Genomic DNA, 16,133 nt, shown 5'->3' on the forward strand with positions numbered 1-16,133 from the left:
TGCTGATAGGGCCGCTTATGAAACCGCTGTTAGATTTTGAACTGCTAAACACCTTTGCAACGGTTGTCGCCGAAGGTGGCTTTAAAGGCGCGGCTTCTAAGCTGTTCCGCTCGCAAGCGGCTATCAGCATGCAGATCAAACGATTAGAAGAGCTACTAGAAACCAGCCTTTTGCAGCGCAACAACCGCGGTATCAAACTCACCCAATCAGGCGAAACATTACTCGCATATACCGACAAATTGCTCAGCTTAAACAACGAAACCCTCAATGCGTTGAGCAAAGCGCCACTCCGGGGAGAGGTGCATTTTGGTGTTCCCACCGATTATGCGCCCTACTTTTTACGCCATTTCATACCGCAGTTACGCCTCACGTTTCCTGAACTCGTGCCCCTCGTGACATGCGCGCGCAGCCGTGAGTTACGCAAGATGGTAACCAGAGCCGAGGTTGATATCGCTATTGTGACAGGAGAACCCACTTTGGAAGATAGCGAAACTCTCTGGTCGGAACGGCTGCTATGGCTTGGCGCCAAACACCTAGAGGTTGAGCCAAACACAGCTCTCCCCGTCGCGCTCTACGATGGTGACTGTATCCTCAGGGACATCTGCCTTAACGACCTTAAGAAACGTGAGATCAACTTTAAGCCAGTGGTAAAGAGCGCGGAGATCATCAACCTAGAGGTTGCTGTTGCAAGTGGCCTGGCGGTTAGCTTACTGCCCGAGTCGTGCCTATACACCAACCCCGAACTGCGCGAGCTACCCGGCTGGCCAGAAAGCCATGTGCTCACGGCTAACTTAATTCATACAAACTCATTACAACCCAAATCACTGAATCGCATTACAGACTGTATCTTGAAAGCGTCGCGCTATTATCAATAGCGCGACTTACAAAGACGTTGTTAAAGCGTATGCTTAACCGGCTACGCAGCTACCCTCTGAGCTCTGCCATAATATCCGATACATTAAACTGCTCTAAAATAGTCTTAGTATCAGGCTCGCAAGAGCCTAATTGCTCTAAGTATTGATCTTCACACGCTTTACGAAGCTTATCCGCTGTCTTCTTGTGACCTACTTCTCGCGCCAAACTAATCATTTCGCGGTAAACGTACGGAGGGGACTGGTACTTATAGAAATGTTTCAATAGAACGCGATAGCGGCCAGCCGATGGAGAAAGCTGATAAGCTTCTAATCGCATACTAAATGGCACATATGGAGACTTTTTCGCATATTGTAAGTTGGCTAGGGCTCCAGCCTTCTGTCGGTTTTTCAGCCTAAAGTCAGCTCTGACTGAGCGACTAAAAGGCTGATGAGATAGCGACGACTGATCGCCACCAAGAAGCCTTTCTTGCCTTAGCGCTGTATTTTCCTGCATCACCCGCATTACCGCTTGCTAAAGCAAGCCTAGCCAGCTTTGCGTTTTCAATCGCATCATAGATACGTTGAGTCGTTCTGCGTTTTTTTAGCGCTCTCCATTGTGCGCTTTCACCTCTTAATTTCGAAGCTCTTATGCCCAGGCGTTGGAAATACTTCAAGCTTGCAAGCTTATATGACCTCAAACTATCTTCGCGTACATCAGCTGGTGGATGATCTTCTGAAAAAAGACGTGAAAGGCTACGAACCATCTCAGTACTGGCGATTTTGAACTTATCGGTCAATGAACTATTTTCTATTAATGACTCCAACTCAGCCTTTCGCTCTGCTTCCAAGTCATGCTCACTCTTTTCCAGGATATTAAAAAACTCGCTAAACCCACCTGTACTGTATCCTGCTCGCTGCATTAAATCGTATGCAAGCATATCTGCTTCTAGCTCTTGTGAACGCTGCCAAGTAGGGTTAATGAAACCCTCAGTTAAAAAGATGAGTTGAAATAGCGCATCACGCTTAAGACTATACTCTTGCGATGTCGTCTGCTTGTCACGCAAGCTTCGTTCAATACTGTACTTAAGTGACATGATGCGGTTTTTAATTTTGAACAGCCGTTTTTGGTACGCAAGGTAGCGGTCGGAATAGTGATGCCCTAGAAGAAGATGAGCGTACTCATGCGCAACGATTGCTACGAAAGAGGCTTCATTTTCGAGTTGTACTAGCGCTCCATAGTTTATGTAGATATTACCATCTGCATGCGCCCTAGCATTTATTGCTCGTGAGGGAATTAAATATGCTTTCCCTTCTATATTGAAGCCCGATGCTTTCTTTATATGACTAAGAATATTATTGACGTACTGCTCGGCTTGCCGATCTCGAATAAAACCTCGGCTTTCATCCATGGTATAGTAAAAATCAGCCTTAACTCCGCGCCTAACAATTGAGTCCTCATCAAACTCAGGATTGACTTTTTCTATCAACGGCTGATCAAAATCATTCCCACCTGAAAATGAGTCAAGTCCAGCACAACCGCTTAAAGTTAAAAAAGCACAAGGTAAGCTAACTTATACATATCTTAATTCACCTTTTTGCAGTTATTGCTACCAGCTCCACGGGAACTACCCGACATAGAATACTTAATATCTGTCTCACAGACGCCTCTATCGAGGTCATAATTTTTATTAACCTTTACAAAAATACCGTCAACAATATAGGTATTATCTTTATATTCAAATCGGTACCTACCATCGTTATAGTCGTGCTGAACAGCTATGGGAACTTGCCAATCCGAAACATCAATAAACTTCACCTCGGATGTTTTAAAATCTGTCAGCGCAACTTCATGACCATAAAACTCACCTATTTCCAGCTTTTTAGATTCCGCGTAAGACACGTTAAGAAAAGAAGAAAAAAGCAATACAACTATACTTAAAAACCTCATACCACCCCCTTCAGCAGGTAATTTTTGTATTTATTAAATATTGGAAATACATCCATACTCCCAAAAAAAACACCAAGCATGATTAAGCCAAAATATCCAACCCAAAATGATGGCGGCAAGTTAAGCACTTCAGAATTTATATAAATCGCGACAAAAACAAAGATCAGCGAAAAGGGCAAATATATATATTTCAATACCACATAAACAAAGAGCCCTATAAATCGCTTGGGCAATGATCCTCGGCTTCTAACTAAAACTGCCTTTCCTAAACGCTCTCTTGGTAGCATCGCAGCGCCAGCAGCCGTTGCAGAGAGTAAAAAAATAATTGCGTATTGAAGCAAATCGCCCTGATCAGATCTTGTGCGTGATTTTACGCTATCACCAAAAGAAACTAGGTTATCGAACGCCATAGCGTGATAGTAAACACCTGGCCTAACCTGTCGGTTTGATGTAAATACAAAATCATCTACGCCATCAATTTTCGCACCTAAGAAGATAATCCTATCCTTTATTTTCTGGGTTAGCCGTTCGATTTCAGCATAATTATGCTGTTTACTCTCTTTACTACTTCCTATCCGAATTTTCTCATCCTGAACTTCTGGTAAAGGGTTTAAAATATCTTCGATAAAAACTGTAGTCGCGTATGGTCTTTTGTAGCGGACATCGAGTAACCCTTGGGCAATAAAATCTAAGCTACCTAACGGCTTTTCCGGAGACATCCAGTAGTTATCTGGATTATCCTGAACACCCCATACTAAATCGATCTGTTTAATGCTTGGCTTTAAACACTGTTCCTGTTGAACGGAGTGCTTTTTCCACACTTCACAAAGTGCAAGCGCAGCAGACTTTAACCTCGATGAGTCGTTTATTTTTTTTGATTTTTCGAACAAAGGATATGAGCGTGCGATGAAGTCACCGGGATCTAAGTCCACTCCGACTGAAACGGGTGTTAAATAATCACGGATGTTGCTTGGTAAGCGGCACCATTGATCACGGTTATCGACACTTGTAAAAAGCTGGATACCACTCTCTTTTAGCTTTGCGAGTACAAGCGATAGCTTTGTGGTAGCCGTTGTATTCTGAGGGGTATCTTGATCAGAACAAAGAGAAGAGGATGGATCGTACGCTATTTCACCTTTTTTCATCATGCTAATCCAGTGAATATCGATGAAAATAGCTCGCGGTTTCATAGCCCATAAGTTCATAAGAACACGCGCATAACTGTCAGGAGACAGTGGCCACCCCTCGGCGAACCACTTGAGAGAGTTCTCAGTGATCAGAACTACCGAGTAATGGTCACGTGCAAACTGACTGGTATCTGATGACGTAATTTTTGGGTAATTAAACTCTGCTACCCAAGTTGTGAAGAGGTCCTGTGAGTAACGATCAATAACATCACTCAACCCGAAAGGAGATAAATTAAGTACAGAAAAGCTAAGCACACTGATAAGTGAGACCTTAGCTAAGAAACGAAAAACTTTATTATTTAACTGCTTTGATTTAAACCAAAGCAGCGAGTTTCCCTTACTCTTCATCGCCCTAAAAAAGCCCTTTCTGTAGCATTTTAAAAACACAACATGGCAACCATAAGCACCATATCAAAGCCAGATGAGTTTTGAAACCTAGCCTTTGTCTTAATACTCACAAGACGATTTTTAGCTGAGTAGAGAGGTTAGATCTAACAGGACTTTAGTCTAAAAGATAATTCGATTTTGTAATATTTGAGAAAGAGCAAATAATATTATTAACCAAAATATAAAACTAATATTGAGTTTCATATGTAGATTAAATAGATAATCCCAAGCTATTGTTTATAAGGAAAATTATTTCGAACTGGTTCCAGCCCTTACACTATATGTGATCATGCAACTCTTATGCACATAGCTTTCAAGCCCGCATACGACAAAGGCTACCGCAACTTAGAGCAGCCTTTGTAGACAAAGCACCTAAATCAAAGCAGCAATCTCTTCGCTGTTAGCAACATGCCCCTCCAGAACGATCTCGTCGTCAATCGCTAACGCGGGTGTCCTTAAAATACCCGCATCGATAATGGCACTCATTTCAGTGATTTTTTCAATCACACACTCAACGCCTTTCATCTGTGCAGCGTTCTGGGTGTTCTCACATAGCTGCTCGCACTTTGCACAACCACTGCCATAGACGGTGAATTTCATCATTTATCTCCTTAGATCATTACCAAAAATTGCCATAGATCAGCCCAGCAGCCGTTGCCATAACAACCACCAAAGCGCAGTAAATCAGGGTTTTCTTCGTACCTAAAATGGTGCGGATCACCAACATGTTCGGGAGTGATAACGCAGGACCTGCCAGCAGTAACGCCAGCGCCGGGCCTTTGCCCATACCAGCACCAAGCAGCGCCTCAACAATCGGGACTTCAGTTAAGGTAGAGAAGTACATCAGCGCACCCAGCAATGCCGCAACAACCGTAGACGCCAAGCCATTATCACCCACGGCTGCCGCTACCCAGCTTGCCGGAATAATGCCCTCGCTTTCGGGGCGGCCTAATGCAAATCCAGCGATAAACACGCCGCCCAGCAACAACGGCAAGATCTGCTTAGCAAACCCCCAGCTCTCGCTGGCCCAGAGCTTGTCGGAATCTCGCTGAGACGCGATCAACAACAAGCCAGACACTGCAAGAAAAACCGGTAGCTCAGGTGTATGCGGAAAAAAAGCCGCCGCGGCTGCAATCGCACCGATCAACCAAGCCAACGCTTTAATAGACCAACCCCACTGCCAAACTAACAAGCCAGCTAACATCAAACCGAGACACGCGGTGATCCCCCACTTAATTTCGTAGATAGCTAGCCAAATACCCGTTTGTGCTGCTGGCCAATTAGCAAACACCAACACACCGACAAGCAGAGCGAACAGCGCAGCAATAACACTGGTCGGTTTCTCGCCTTGCCCACCACCAAAACCACGTGTTGACCCTTGCGCACGCAGTGCCTCTTCGCTGCGGTAGATAAGATGCATCAAAGCACCGATTAACAGCGCAAAGAGCACAGCACCTAACGCCCGCGCAATGCCCATCTCGACACCTAGAATTTTTGCCGTGACCACTACCGCCATTACATTGATAGCGGGGCCTGCATATAAAAATGCGATGGCTGCCCCTAACCCTGCGCCACGCTTATAGATACCCCCAAACAACGGCAATACAGTACAGGAGCATACCGCGAGCAGCATTCCAGACATGGATGCCACTCCCAACGCAACCGGTTTCGGGGATGCAGGCCCAAGGTATCGCATAACCGCCCCTTGGCTCATGAATGCCGCCATAGCGCCTGCGATCACAAAGGCTGGTAGCAAACAGAGCACCACATGCTCTCTTGCATACCAGTGAGTTAACTGAATCGCCTCAAGAACGGCGTTATCGAAGCGCGCCTGTCCGATAGGTAGAAAATAGATGGCAAGAAACGCAAGTAGCATAAAGAACATTACGTTAACTTCATGCCGCGTACGCTGATACTGCTCAATTAGCGCGTGGTACACCTGATGACTCCTTTGTTAAAAACACTCTCCCCTAAGGAGACGAAGGAGCCACAAAAAGGATACTAACTATTACAAATTAATTTCGAGGAACGTGGCAACACACTCGGCCACTCTCATCATAACGAACTTGGCAGTTTTGCTGGATGGACTTACGCAAGTGCTGGCGCGCACGTCGTAATCGAGCTTTAGTGGCAACCAAAGTTAACCCATAACGAGATGCAAAATCCGCCTGCCGCATTCCGTAAACATCGCAGGCTTCGATGATAGTTCGCTCAGCCTCGGGGAGTTCTTGTAAATTACGTACAAGACACGCTTCTAAGTTAGCGACCGGGTCCTTTGTGAGAGAGGGACTCTGGATTTCGTCCGACAGAGGGTCATGTGATTTATGTGTTCTGTAACGATCTGTTAACGCATTACGAGCGACCCGGAATAGCCAAGCGCGGGGCTGCTGAACCTGCACGAGCTGCTCGGCATGGCGCAACAACTTGATGAACAATTCCTGCATTACGTCATCAAGGTCATCCGCTTGGGGAAGCTGGCGCTGTAAGAAAGCGCGTAACTCTGCCTCGTGCTGGCTCCAGAGCGTGAACGCCTTACTGGCATCAAGATCAGGATTTTGAAAGGGAAATGTCTTACGCATATCACTATTATAAACGTATCAGCCAAACTAAAAACTTTTAAAGCACAGTTGCGATAGGGTTATAGCACCGATTGAACTCGCCTGCCTTAAGTCAATTAAACGCCACTCAAAGTACTGTTGGTAGTGCTTACACCGCAGCTGTTTCAATACAAATGAAAGTCAGTGGTTCTTATCGTGCTCTTCACTGCTCAATAGCCACAGAATGTAGCCAACGATGGCCAACACCGGAAAGCCAAATTGCCCGAATAACTTTACCCCCGTGTAGCCAAACAACCACCACACAGCGGGGATAGTCAGCAGTGCTAAAACCACTGCAATATAGATAAAGCGAGGGATATGCCAACGGATCGATGCAGCGGGATACTGACTATGACTGAAGGCCCACTGGCGCCAAACGGTGAACACAAAGATTATCGCAAAGCATAACGCTACAACGGCTAACCAATCTACTAGCGCTAAGCTCTGCAAGCTACAGTTCGGGTGACAAGCAAATAGGCTACCCATTCTAATTAGTCCTTTTTAGCGGCAACCGGCAAAGCAGTTGAACAGTTAAAGCCGCGCTACCCAAAGAAACACTCTCTTTGTAAGCGGAGCGGTGTTCTCTAGCACGAGCACTTAGTAACTTTTCTACTGACCGGCAGGTAAAAACCGTTCGCCTCTTATACGCTTAAGTAATCCCGTACCGCTCGCCAATCTGGGTACTCAGCTGAGCCAAAGTGCAGCAACTGCCCCTCGAACGCCTCTTGGCGGCGGCCCGTGACATTATCGTCGATAAGGTAATCGCCCTTAAGCAGGCTCTTATTGCGGCAGATAATCAGCCGCTCCACCATCTCCATTCCCAAATGATCGCCCACCCATACGCGCTTTTCTGTGTAGCAAAGCGGATTTTTAACCGATGGTGCAGTCAGTATGTATGGGTCATAACGATCTGACGCGAGCAAAGCACTCACCGCTTCAATCGCACCCTCTTTTGGTGCAAGCGCCGTAAAAAATCTATATTGAGATTGAGGAAACCTAATAGCTGGATTTAACGCTAAAGCTTGATTGAACGCTTCGGTGAAGTTACAAAGCACATCATCCATATCGATATATACAATCATTCACTGCTTCCTTTTTCATTTGACTTATACCTCTCTAGCCAAGGTAATAATTACCAAAAAGCATTAGATAAACATACATCTTTTGACCGTATTTCATTAATTAGAATTCAAGTTATTCTCTTATCAACCACTTTGGAAAACTCTTTCATTTCATTCAATTTTTCATCATTAAGGCATGCCAATGGAAACAACCGATTTAACACGAATTTTTTCTCACTAAACTCGGAATGATTATTCAAAAAGCTCAAGTAACCAAGAAGAAGTTCCACTTTAGTCGTTTTCCGAGTAAGCGACTTTTTTAATTTTTCTTCATACTTTTTGATCTCATCCTCATCGTCATAATCGTGCTCTTCCATATAAAGTTCACGAGCTAGCCGTTTTTGGGACCAACCTAATGTCGTAAGTATTGACTTAATTTGATTCTGAACTTCGCTCGTATTCATTTTTGTCCCCAAATGTCCCCGTGCTCTATTGTAGACTTTCCTTGTCTAGTTGAGACATCAATCTTAAATTTTCAAAGGAAAGAGTTATGGCTAAAAATACTCCACCAAATGGCCCAAGCACAACAGGCAAGCCCTCAGGCGGGGGCCGAGGAAACAACCCTCCTCGCTCAAAATAAAAACGAAAGTGCTAGGTATTACTGCCTAGCACTCTTCAAGGTTACGCCGCAAACTTTGCTCAAAAAGATATTTGGATGATTCAAATTCAGAGTAGCTAACATCTCCAATAGCACCCTCAACGGCACACAAGCATAGACTTTGCTTTCTTTTATACTGGCTTGCACTTAACGAACTACCTGAACCATTGATGCATACATCGATAAGTGAAAACTCCACTTCCATCGGATATCGAGCATCAAATACTACAGCCTCCATGGCCTGACCGAGACCGTAACCAATAACTCCCACAAGTCCAAAGTATTTGAGCTTTCTCTTTAACTGCCAACCCCTTATCGGTTTTTCACATGATGCACACGTGTAGCATACATTTACTTTTGTTGATTCATTACATTCGCATTCGACTTTCTTCAAAACAAGTTCCTATTTCTCTGGCATAGATCTACTCTGCATAAGAGCAAACAAAAAACCTTGAAATACAGCATTCAAAACCGGCCACTTACTTCTTGCAAAACTCCTTTCGATAGCTTTAATTTAATGCTTTTTATCCTAAAGACCGAATTTCGCCTTATCTTTAAAGCCCCATTTAGCTATCAAATTGAGTAAAAACAGCCCAGAACACCCAGAAAAACAGAGTGACAAGCAAGCCGATACGCTATTGCTTAAAAAGGAAAGAAGATAAAGGTACTATCTATTAATAGAGAGAGGCGTTTAGTTGGCCCGGTTTCCATACCTTAAGCGTTGTTACGCGTCCTGCGTGCTTACCATGACTGGTTACAAACATTAGCGGTTTACGTAAAGTGGATCAATAGCTGAGTGTGCGGTGAATTAGCCGCTGGATGATCCAAAGCAGGCAATGGGGTTTTACTGCGTGAAATAAGAGGCTACTTAAGCAGCCTCTTGAAGGTGACGGGGAAGCTTGATAGAAGCAACCGCTGCTGCGAGCAAAAACAGCATCGATACCCACAAACAGGCTTGCAACCCGCTGCTCCCCTGCCCTGCATACTGGAAAAGTGCACCAGAGAGCAGTGTGCCCAATAGTCGTCCCATCGCGTTCGACATGTAATAAAAACCAACATCCAGCGATACACCATCTCGCCCTGCGTATTGCACGATAAGATAGCTATGCAGCGATGAGTTAATTGCGAATACAGCACCAAACAGCATCAGGCCGCATACCACCACCCAGCTGGCGGGTATGCCTAGCCAGAGCGCTGCAGCGATTGCGCCGGGGATGAGTGTGAGTAGGCTTACCCATGCCAGCGCGCTGGCACCATCCGGTGTTTGGTTACCATGGCCACGCGTAATTTTTGGCGCGACACCCTGCACCACGCCGTAGCCAATAACCCACAGCGCCATAAACGCGCCGGTCTCGCTGTGATTCCAGCCTAATGTTTGTGATAAAAACACCGGCAGTGCTACCACAAACCAGACATCACGGGCACCAAACAAAAACATACGCGCCGCAGAGAGTACGTTGATCGCTTCGCTTTTCGAGAAGATATCGCGGAACTTCGGTTTGCTTTTGGCTCGGCCTAAATCGTCTTTTAGCAAGACTAAGCTCATTAGCCACACCGCGGCTAGCGCGATGGCCATAGCGGCAACAGCACCCGCAAAGCCTAGCCAACTGAGCAGCACGCCACCCAAGAAGAAGCCCACCCCTTTGAGTGCGTTTTTTGAACCTGTCAAAATAGCGACCCATTTATAGAGCTGGCCCTGTGCATCACTGGGCACCAATAGCTTGATCGAGCTTTTGGCACTCATTTTGTTTAGATCTTTAGCGATGCCAGAAAGCGCTTGGGCAGCCATCACCCACGGTACGGTGAGCCATGCGGCGGGCACCAATAACATGCTTAATGCCACCACCTGCATCACCAATCCGATGTTCATGGTGCGGTTAAGGCCCCAACGCGCGCCTAACCAGCCCCCGACCAGATTGGTGACAACCCCGAAAATCTCGTAAAAGAGAAATAACAGCGCAATATCGAGCGGCGCATAGCCAAGGCTATGAAAGTGCAACACCACCAGCATCCGTAACGCACCATCCGTGAGCGTAAATGCCCAGTAGTTACCGGTAACAACTAGGTACTGGCGAATAGCGGGGGTGAGCTGGCTTAGCATTTAGCTGTGCCCTACCTTTAACGCCAGTTCAGCGGTGCGGTTCGCATAACCCCATTCGTTGTCATACCACGCGCAGATCTTCACTTGCGTGCCATTAATCACCATGGTTGATAGCGCATCAATAATGCTGGAGCGCGGGTCTGTCTTGTAATCAATGGATACTAACGGGCGCTCTTCATAACCGAGAATATCTTTTAGTTCGTTCTCAGCCGCTGCCTGCAAAAAGCCGTTTACCTCTTCGGCGGTCGTGTCACGGGCCACTTCAAATACGCAGTCAGTGATGGAAGCATTCGCCAACGGCACGCGAATCGCATGGCCATTCAGCTTACCTTTTAGCTCGGGGAAGATATGAGTGATAGCGGTTGCTGAACCGGTTGTAGTAGGAATCAAGCTCATTCCGCACGCGCGGGCACGGCGCAGGTCTTTGTGTGGTGCATCCAGGATTGTTTGGGTGTTGGTAATATCGTGGATGGTAGTGATCGAGCCATGCTCGATACCGAGCTTTTCGTGCAACACTTTTACCACTGGCGCTAGGCAGTTGGTGGTGCAGGAGGCTGCCGTCACAATGCGGTGTTCATCTGGGTTATAAAGATGATCATTCACACCCATCACAATATTGAGTACACCCTCTTCTTTGACGGGTGCAGTCACCACAACGTGCTTAACGCCCTGCGCTAGGTATGCTTGCAGTAGCGCCTTGGTTTTCATCTTGCCAGAGGCTTCAATCACCAGATCGCAGCCAGACCAGTCTGTTTCATCAATCTGTTTATTCTGGCTTGTGGTGATCACCTGCTCGTTGATCGTAATGGTGTTATCACTGGCCTGTGCGTCTTGTTCCCAACGGCCATGTACCGAATCAAAGTTCAATAGGTGTGCAAGGGTTGGCGCATCGCCCGCCGGATCATTGATATGGACGATCTCAACATCGCCTTTACCCCAAATAGCGCGGAACGTTAACCGCCCCATGCGGCCAAACCCATTAATACCGATCTTTAAGCTCATCTTTTTTATCCCACATCTATTATCAATGTTTGGTCGATCACGCCTCAGCTCGATCAAACCAATGTGCTGTACGGTTTGCGATGGCCACCAGCGATAACATCACCGGTACCTCCACCAACACCCCAACCACGGTGGCCAGCGCAGCCCCCGAGTGTAAACCAAATAACGAGATCGCAACGGCTACCGCTAGCTCAAAAAAGTTAGAGGTGCCAATCATACAGGCCGGTGCTGCCACATTATGTGGCAACCGCAACCAATAAGCCGCAGCATAAGCGATAACAAAAATACCGTATGTTTGTACCAGCAGCGGTATCGCAATAAGACCGATGGTTTCGGGCTGGCTGATAATCGTTTTAGCCTGAAAACCAAATAGCAGTACAACGGTGGCGAGCAAGCCAAGTACCGACCAAGGTTTAAGCGTCTGTAAAAAACGGTTGAGACGCTCGGTATCACCCTGTTTCTCGAGCTGGCGGCGTGTCCACGCACCCGCTAAAAGCGGCAGCACCACATATAACACCACGGACAGCAGCAGCGTTTCCCATGGCACTTCGATATCACTCACACCCAACAAAAATGCAGCAATCGGTGCAAACGCAAAGATCATGATCAGGTCGTTTACTGAAACCTGCACTAAGGTGTAGTTTGGATCGCCTTTGGTGAGCTGGCTCCAAACAAACACCATCGCGGTGCAAGGGGCGACACCCAACAAAATCATACCGGCGATATATTCTGTCGCGCTCTGTGGATCCACCCAATCAGCCATAAGTACGCGGAAAAAGAACCAACCTAGCAGCGCCATCGTGAAAGGCTTAATTAGCCAGTTGATCACCAGTGTTAGCAACAACCCTTTCGGCTTTTTGCCGACATCTTTGATCGCCGAAAAGTCGATCTGCACCATCATCGGGTAGATCATCACCCAGATAAACAGCGCCACCACCAAGTTCACATGCGCAAACTCCAGCTGCGCGACGGCAACAAAAAGCGCAGGTGCCAGATTACCCAGCACTACACCTGCAACAATACATAGCGCAACCCAGAGGCTTAAATAACGCTCAAACAAGCCCATTAACTCTCTCCTTTAGATAGCGCGCTGGTTAACCCGCGCTGATAACTGCTCTGCCGTTTCAACCCGTTCAGAGTAACGGTCGGTGAGATACTCGCCGCGGCTGCGGGTCAGTAGCGTAAACTTCACCAACTCCTCCATCACATCAACGATGCGGTTGTAGTAAGCCGATGGCAGCATGCGCCCCTCTTCATCAAACTCCATATAGGCTTTTGGCACCGACGACTGGTTCGGTATGGTGATCATGCGCATCCAGCGTCCTAGCACACGCATCTGGTTAACGGTATTAAAGCTCTGCGAGCCGCCGCACACCTGCATCAGTGCTAATGTTTTGCCCTGCGTGGGTCTTACTGCGCCTAAGCTCAGTGGAATCCAGTCGATCTGCGCCTTCATGGTGGAGGTCATCGCACCATGGCGCTCAGGCGATGACCACACCATACCGTCGCACCACAGCACCAGATCACGTAGCTCCTGCACAACAGGGTGGTTATCTTCGACAGCATCGGGCTGAGGCAGCTTGTGCGGATGGAAAAAGCGCACCTCAGCACCTAACGCCTCCAGAATACGCGCCGCCTCTTCCGCTGCTAGGCGGCTAAAGGAGCGTTCACGTAAAGAGCCATATAGCAGCAAGATTTTGGGCGCAGTTTCGCCCTCGGCGGCAAGCTTAGTAAGCTGGGGTGAACGCCATTGTTGCGGATCAATATTGGGTAGGTCTTTCATGTTTTAAAAACTCACTGGCAGGCGGTATTCGATGCGCTAGGTCGCGCACTCATCTGTTGCAGACGGTCTTGAGGGGCGTCTAGCAAAGTGCTGCTGTGCAGGCGTGTTTCACGCAGAATGTTCAACATCCAATCATTCAACAGCGGGTGTAAACGGTAGAAAACCCATTGGCCCTGGCGGCGATCAAGCAACAAACCGTTTTTGCGTAACTGAGCCAGATGGCGCGAAATTTTAGGCTGAGATAGTTCCAACGCCTCCATCAACTCACAAACGCACAGCTCACCCTCTTGTTCAATCAGCAGCAGGCTTAGTAGGCGTGTCTCATCGGCGATAGATTTGAAGAAGGTAACGGCATCCAGCGCTTTGACTTGTGAATCCACGTTCTTGCTGTTCACCAACACAAACAAGCGCAGGCGCTCACTTAACTCCTGCAAGGTGCGGGTAAAGGCTTTTGGATCTCGGCTGGCTTTCGGGTCTGGGAAGTCCCACGCCAGCACAACGCCGCCATGGGGCCAAGCTCGGCACTCTCGATGTGCTTTATCGCACAAGGTGATGATGTAATCGAACGGCTGATCGCCCAAGCTCTGTACCGACTTAGCCACTAATCCCTCGGCGGATAAACCAAAGTGTTCGATCGCCTCTATCGTGCGTGGGTCTACCTCAGATGGCTCGGTGCCAGCACTAAACACCTCAAACTGATCGCCCGCTAACTGGCGCAGCAACACCTCCGCCATTTGGGACCGTGCGGAGTTAGCGGTACAAAGAAATAGGACTTTTTTCACGCGACACCCTCTTAATATTTGGGTGCACTATACATACCTAAAACAACATATGCAATTATCCATATACTCTTTCATTGATATATTTAATTTACGATATATCACCCAAGCAGTTAGCACGGGTGATATATCGGCATTAACAGTCATTAGGCGAACGCTGTATCCAGTGTGACAAGCGGACGTCGCGTTGAGATCGCGTTAAGTGCGATGTTATGGATCATCACATCAACCGTAGAAGTCGCCTCTGCCAGCACCTGCAGATCGTAGCCACTTGCATCGGGCGAGAGCGCTGTATGCGCCACACAGTTCTGCGTCATCATGCCGCAGACCAGCAACTTTTCGATGTTGTGCGATGCCAAGACGGCGGCAAGAGAGGTATCAACAAAGCTGTCCGCGTGGCTCTTAACCACCACCGGAGCATCTGGCGCTGCAGCGAGTACCTGTGGGTGGATCTCCACACCGGTTGTACCCTCGTTAAAGAACGGCGCTATACCGCGGCTGGCATCGGCCACATGTTGGATCAGCACAACAAGATCTCCCGCTTGCTGCGCTTTCTCTATCGCCACCAGCGTATTTTTTAGCACCTCTTCTGTGTTCCACAGTGGGAATTTACCTGTTGCGAAATAGTCGTTTTGTAGATCGATAACTAGCAAAGAGCGTTGGGATGTATGTGGCATTTTCTTCTCCAATGTGAGTTAACTAAGTGCCATTGTCACCTACGATCAACACACCAACGAGTGGCCCAAAATACATATTTCGATTATATTGGGCCAAAAAAACACGGTAAACATCATGACCCATTCACCAATTCAGATCGCGGTGGTTGCTTTCGAGGGGATCAGCGCATTTCACCTTGCTGTGCCGGGCGTGGTTTTTCGCGAAAGCCGCCATGGCCAGCCACATTTTGCATTGACCGTGTGCTCAGCCGAGGGCACCAAGCTAAACACCAGTGCCGGTTACGCCATTGAGGTACAAGCAACGCTCGCGCTGCTAGATCAGGCTGATATTGTGGTGATTCCGAGCTGGCGTAACCCTGATGAGACACCGCCAACAGCACTGCTTGATGCGTTAAAGCGAGCACACCAACGTGGCGCGATGATTGTGGGGCTATGCCTTGGCGCTTATGTCGTCGCAGAAGCTGGCCTGCTGGATGGAAAACACGCCACAACCCATTGGGAATACGGTGATCACTTCGCCAAGCGCTTCCCCAAGGTTCAGCTCAGCGCCGATGTACTTTATCTTCAAGAGGAGCGTATTGTTACATCCGCAGGAACCGCGGCAGGCATGGATTGTTGCTTATATCTCGTACGTGAATTGGCGGGCGCCGAGATGGCAAACCGCATCGCCCGCCGCTTGGTAGTGCCGCCGCACCGCCAAGGCGGGCAAGCCCAGTTTATTGAAAGCCCAGTACCCAGCGCAGAACGCGATCACCACCTTGCTCAGCAACTAGACTGGATACGCACCAACCTGCACCACCCGTTAGATATCGACGGGCTTGCCGAACACGCTCACATGAGCCGCCGCAGCTTCACGCGCCACTTTCGCCAACTTACCGGCAGCTCCGTGAGCCAATGGCTGCTCAACGAACGCCTCACGCTCGCTCAACAATTACTAGAAACCAGCAGCTACCCGATTGAAGCCATCGCCGAGAAAAGCGGTTTTGGTTCCACCGTTTCACTACGCCAGCAGTTTCGCAAACGCTTCGGTGTGAGCCCGCAAGCATGGCGCAGGAGCTTTGCTGCGATAGGCAGCAAAGCTAATTAGGTACAGGAAGAG

General features: G+C 47.9%; 19 protein-coding genes. 2 read left to right on the forward strand and 17 right to left on the reverse strand.

Going from position 1 to position 16,133, the window contains the following annotated elements; all coding sequences use genetic code 11:
• Window positions 1-17 precede the first annotated feature (17 nt).
• Complete coding sequence (locus EOE65_RS08330) at window positions 18-875, forward strand: LysR family transcriptional regulator (protein WP_164847057.1); 858 nt, start codon at window positions 18-20, stop codon at window positions 873-875.
• A gap of 49 nt (window positions 876-924) precedes the next feature.
• On the opposite strand, the gene EOE65_RS08335 is transcribed toward EOE65_RS08330, so the two are convergent.
• The 17 genes from EOE65_RS08335 to EOE65_RS08415 all read right to left on the reverse strand — a co-directional run bounded on the left by EOE65_RS08335 (window position 925) and on the right by EOE65_RS08415 (window position 15,034).
• Window positions 925-1,191 (reverse strand): hypothetical protein, encoded by a 267-nt coding sequence (locus tag EOE65_RS08335; protein ID WP_127693855.1) that lies wholly within the window; start codon window positions 1,189-1,191, stop codon window positions 925-927.
• 100 nt (window positions 1,192-1,291) lie between these two features.
• Window positions 1,292-2,341, reverse strand: a complete 1,050-nt coding sequence (locus EOE65_RS08340; protein WP_127693856.1) for a M48 family metallopeptidase — start codon at window positions 2,339-2,341, stop codon at window positions 1,292-1,294.
• A 95-nt stretch (window positions 2,342-2,436) separates the two neighbouring features.
• Complete coding sequence (locus EOE65_RS08345) at window positions 2,437-2,802, reverse strand: hypothetical protein (RefSeq protein WP_127693857.1); 366 nt, start codon at window positions 2,800-2,802, stop codon at window positions 2,437-2,439.
• Complete coding sequence (locus tag EOE65_RS08350) at window positions 2,799-4,337, reverse strand: CHASE2 domain-containing protein (RefSeq protein WP_127693858.1); 1,539 nt, start codon at window positions 4,335-4,337, stop codon at window positions 2,799-2,801. Before EOE65_RS08350 ends, EOE65_RS08345 begins: the two co-directional genes overlap by 4 nt.
• 411 nt (window positions 4,338-4,748) lie before the next feature.
• The gene (locus tag EOE65_RS08355; protein WP_240656949.1) at window positions 4,749-4,979 is read right to left on the reverse strand and encodes a thioredoxin family protein; all 231 of its coding nucleotides are present in this window, start codon (window positions 4,977-4,979) and stop codon (window positions 4,749-4,751) included.
• A gap of 16 nt (window positions 4,980-4,995) precedes the next feature.
• A complete protein-coding gene (locus EOE65_RS08360; RefSeq protein WP_240656950.1) occupies window positions 4,996-6,315 on the reverse strand; it encodes a permease in 1,320 nt (439 codons plus the stop codon).
• A gap of 76 nt (window positions 6,316-6,391) precedes the next feature.
• Window positions 6,392-6,955, reverse strand: coding sequence for a sigma-70 family RNA polymerase sigma factor (locus EOE65_RS08365; RefSeq protein ID WP_127693859.1), 564 nt, complete (start codon window positions 6,953-6,955; stop codon window positions 6,392-6,394).
• Between the two features lie 159 nt (window positions 6,956-7,114).
• Window positions 7,115-7,459, reverse strand: a complete 345-nt coding sequence (locus tag EOE65_RS08370; protein ID WP_127693860.1) for a hypothetical protein — start codon at window positions 7,457-7,459, stop codon at window positions 7,115-7,117.
• 155 nt (window positions 7,460-7,614) lie between these two features.
• Window positions 7,615-8,055 carry a 5' nucleotidase, NT5C type gene (locus EOE65_RS08375; RefSeq protein WP_127693861.1) on the reverse strand — a complete coding sequence of 147 codons (441 nt, stop codon included), beginning with the start codon at window positions 8,053-8,055 and terminating at the stop codon, window positions 7,615-7,617.
• Window positions 8,056-8,162: 107 nt separating this feature from the next.
• Complete coding sequence (locus tag EOE65_RS08380; protein WP_127693862.1) at window positions 8,163-8,498, reverse strand: hypothetical protein; 336 nt, start codon at window positions 8,496-8,498, stop codon at window positions 8,163-8,165.
• 201 nt (window positions 8,499-8,699) lie between these two features.
• Entirely contained in the window at window positions 8,700-9,086 is a 387-nt protein-coding gene (locus tag EOE65_RS08385) for a hypothetical protein (RefSeq protein ID WP_127693863.1), read from the reverse strand.
• A gap of 474 nt (window positions 9,087-9,560) precedes the next feature.
• Window positions 9,561-10,793: an organoarsenical effux MFS transporter ArsJ gene (arsJ, locus tag EOE65_RS08390; RefSeq protein ID WP_127693864.1), complete on the reverse strand. Its 1,233-nt coding sequence runs from the start codon at window positions 10,791-10,793 to the stop codon at window positions 9,561-9,563.
• Window positions 10,794-11,795: an ArsJ-associated glyceraldehyde-3-phosphate dehydrogenase gene (locus EOE65_RS08395; protein WP_127693865.1), complete on the reverse strand. Its 1,002-nt coding sequence runs from the start codon at window positions 11,793-11,795 to the stop codon at window positions 10,794-10,796.
• Between the two features lie 37 nt (window positions 11,796-11,832).
• Window positions 11,833-12,861, reverse strand: coding sequence for an ACR3 family arsenite efflux transporter (gene arsB, locus EOE65_RS08400; protein ID WP_127693866.1), 1,029 nt, complete (start codon window positions 12,859-12,861; stop codon window positions 11,833-11,835).
• A 12-nt stretch (window positions 12,862-12,873) separates the two neighbouring features.
• Entirely contained in the window at window positions 12,874-13,578 is a 705-nt protein-coding gene (arsH, locus tag EOE65_RS08405) for an arsenical resistance protein ArsH (RefSeq protein ID WP_127693867.1), read from the reverse strand.
• An 11-nt stretch (window positions 13,579-13,589) separates the two neighbouring features.
• Window positions 13,590-14,360 carry a metalloregulator ArsR/SmtB family transcription factor gene (locus EOE65_RS18395; RefSeq protein WP_127693868.1) on the reverse strand — a complete coding sequence of 257 codons (771 nt, stop codon included), beginning with the start codon at window positions 14,358-14,360 and terminating at the stop codon, window positions 13,590-13,592.
• Window positions 14,361-14,503: 143 nt separating this feature from the next.
• A complete protein-coding gene (locus EOE65_RS08415) occupies window positions 14,504-15,034 on the reverse strand; it encodes a cysteine hydrolase family protein (protein ID WP_127693869.1) in 531 nt (176 codons plus the stop codon).
• Between the two features lie 115 nt (window positions 15,035-15,149).
• Here EOE65_RS08415 and EOE65_RS08420 point away from each other — a divergent pair, with 115 nt between their 5' ends.
• A complete protein-coding gene (locus EOE65_RS08420) occupies window positions 15,150-16,121 on the forward strand; it encodes a GlxA family transcriptional regulator (RefSeq protein WP_127693870.1) in 972 nt (323 codons plus the stop codon).
• Window positions 16,122-16,133 lie beyond the last annotated feature (12 nt).

It is taken from the genome of Neptunomonas marina (assembly GCF_004005935.1).
Taxonomy (GTDB): Bacteria; Pseudomonadota; Gammaproteobacteria; order Pseudomonadales; family Balneatricaceae; genus Neptunomonas; species Neptunomonas marina.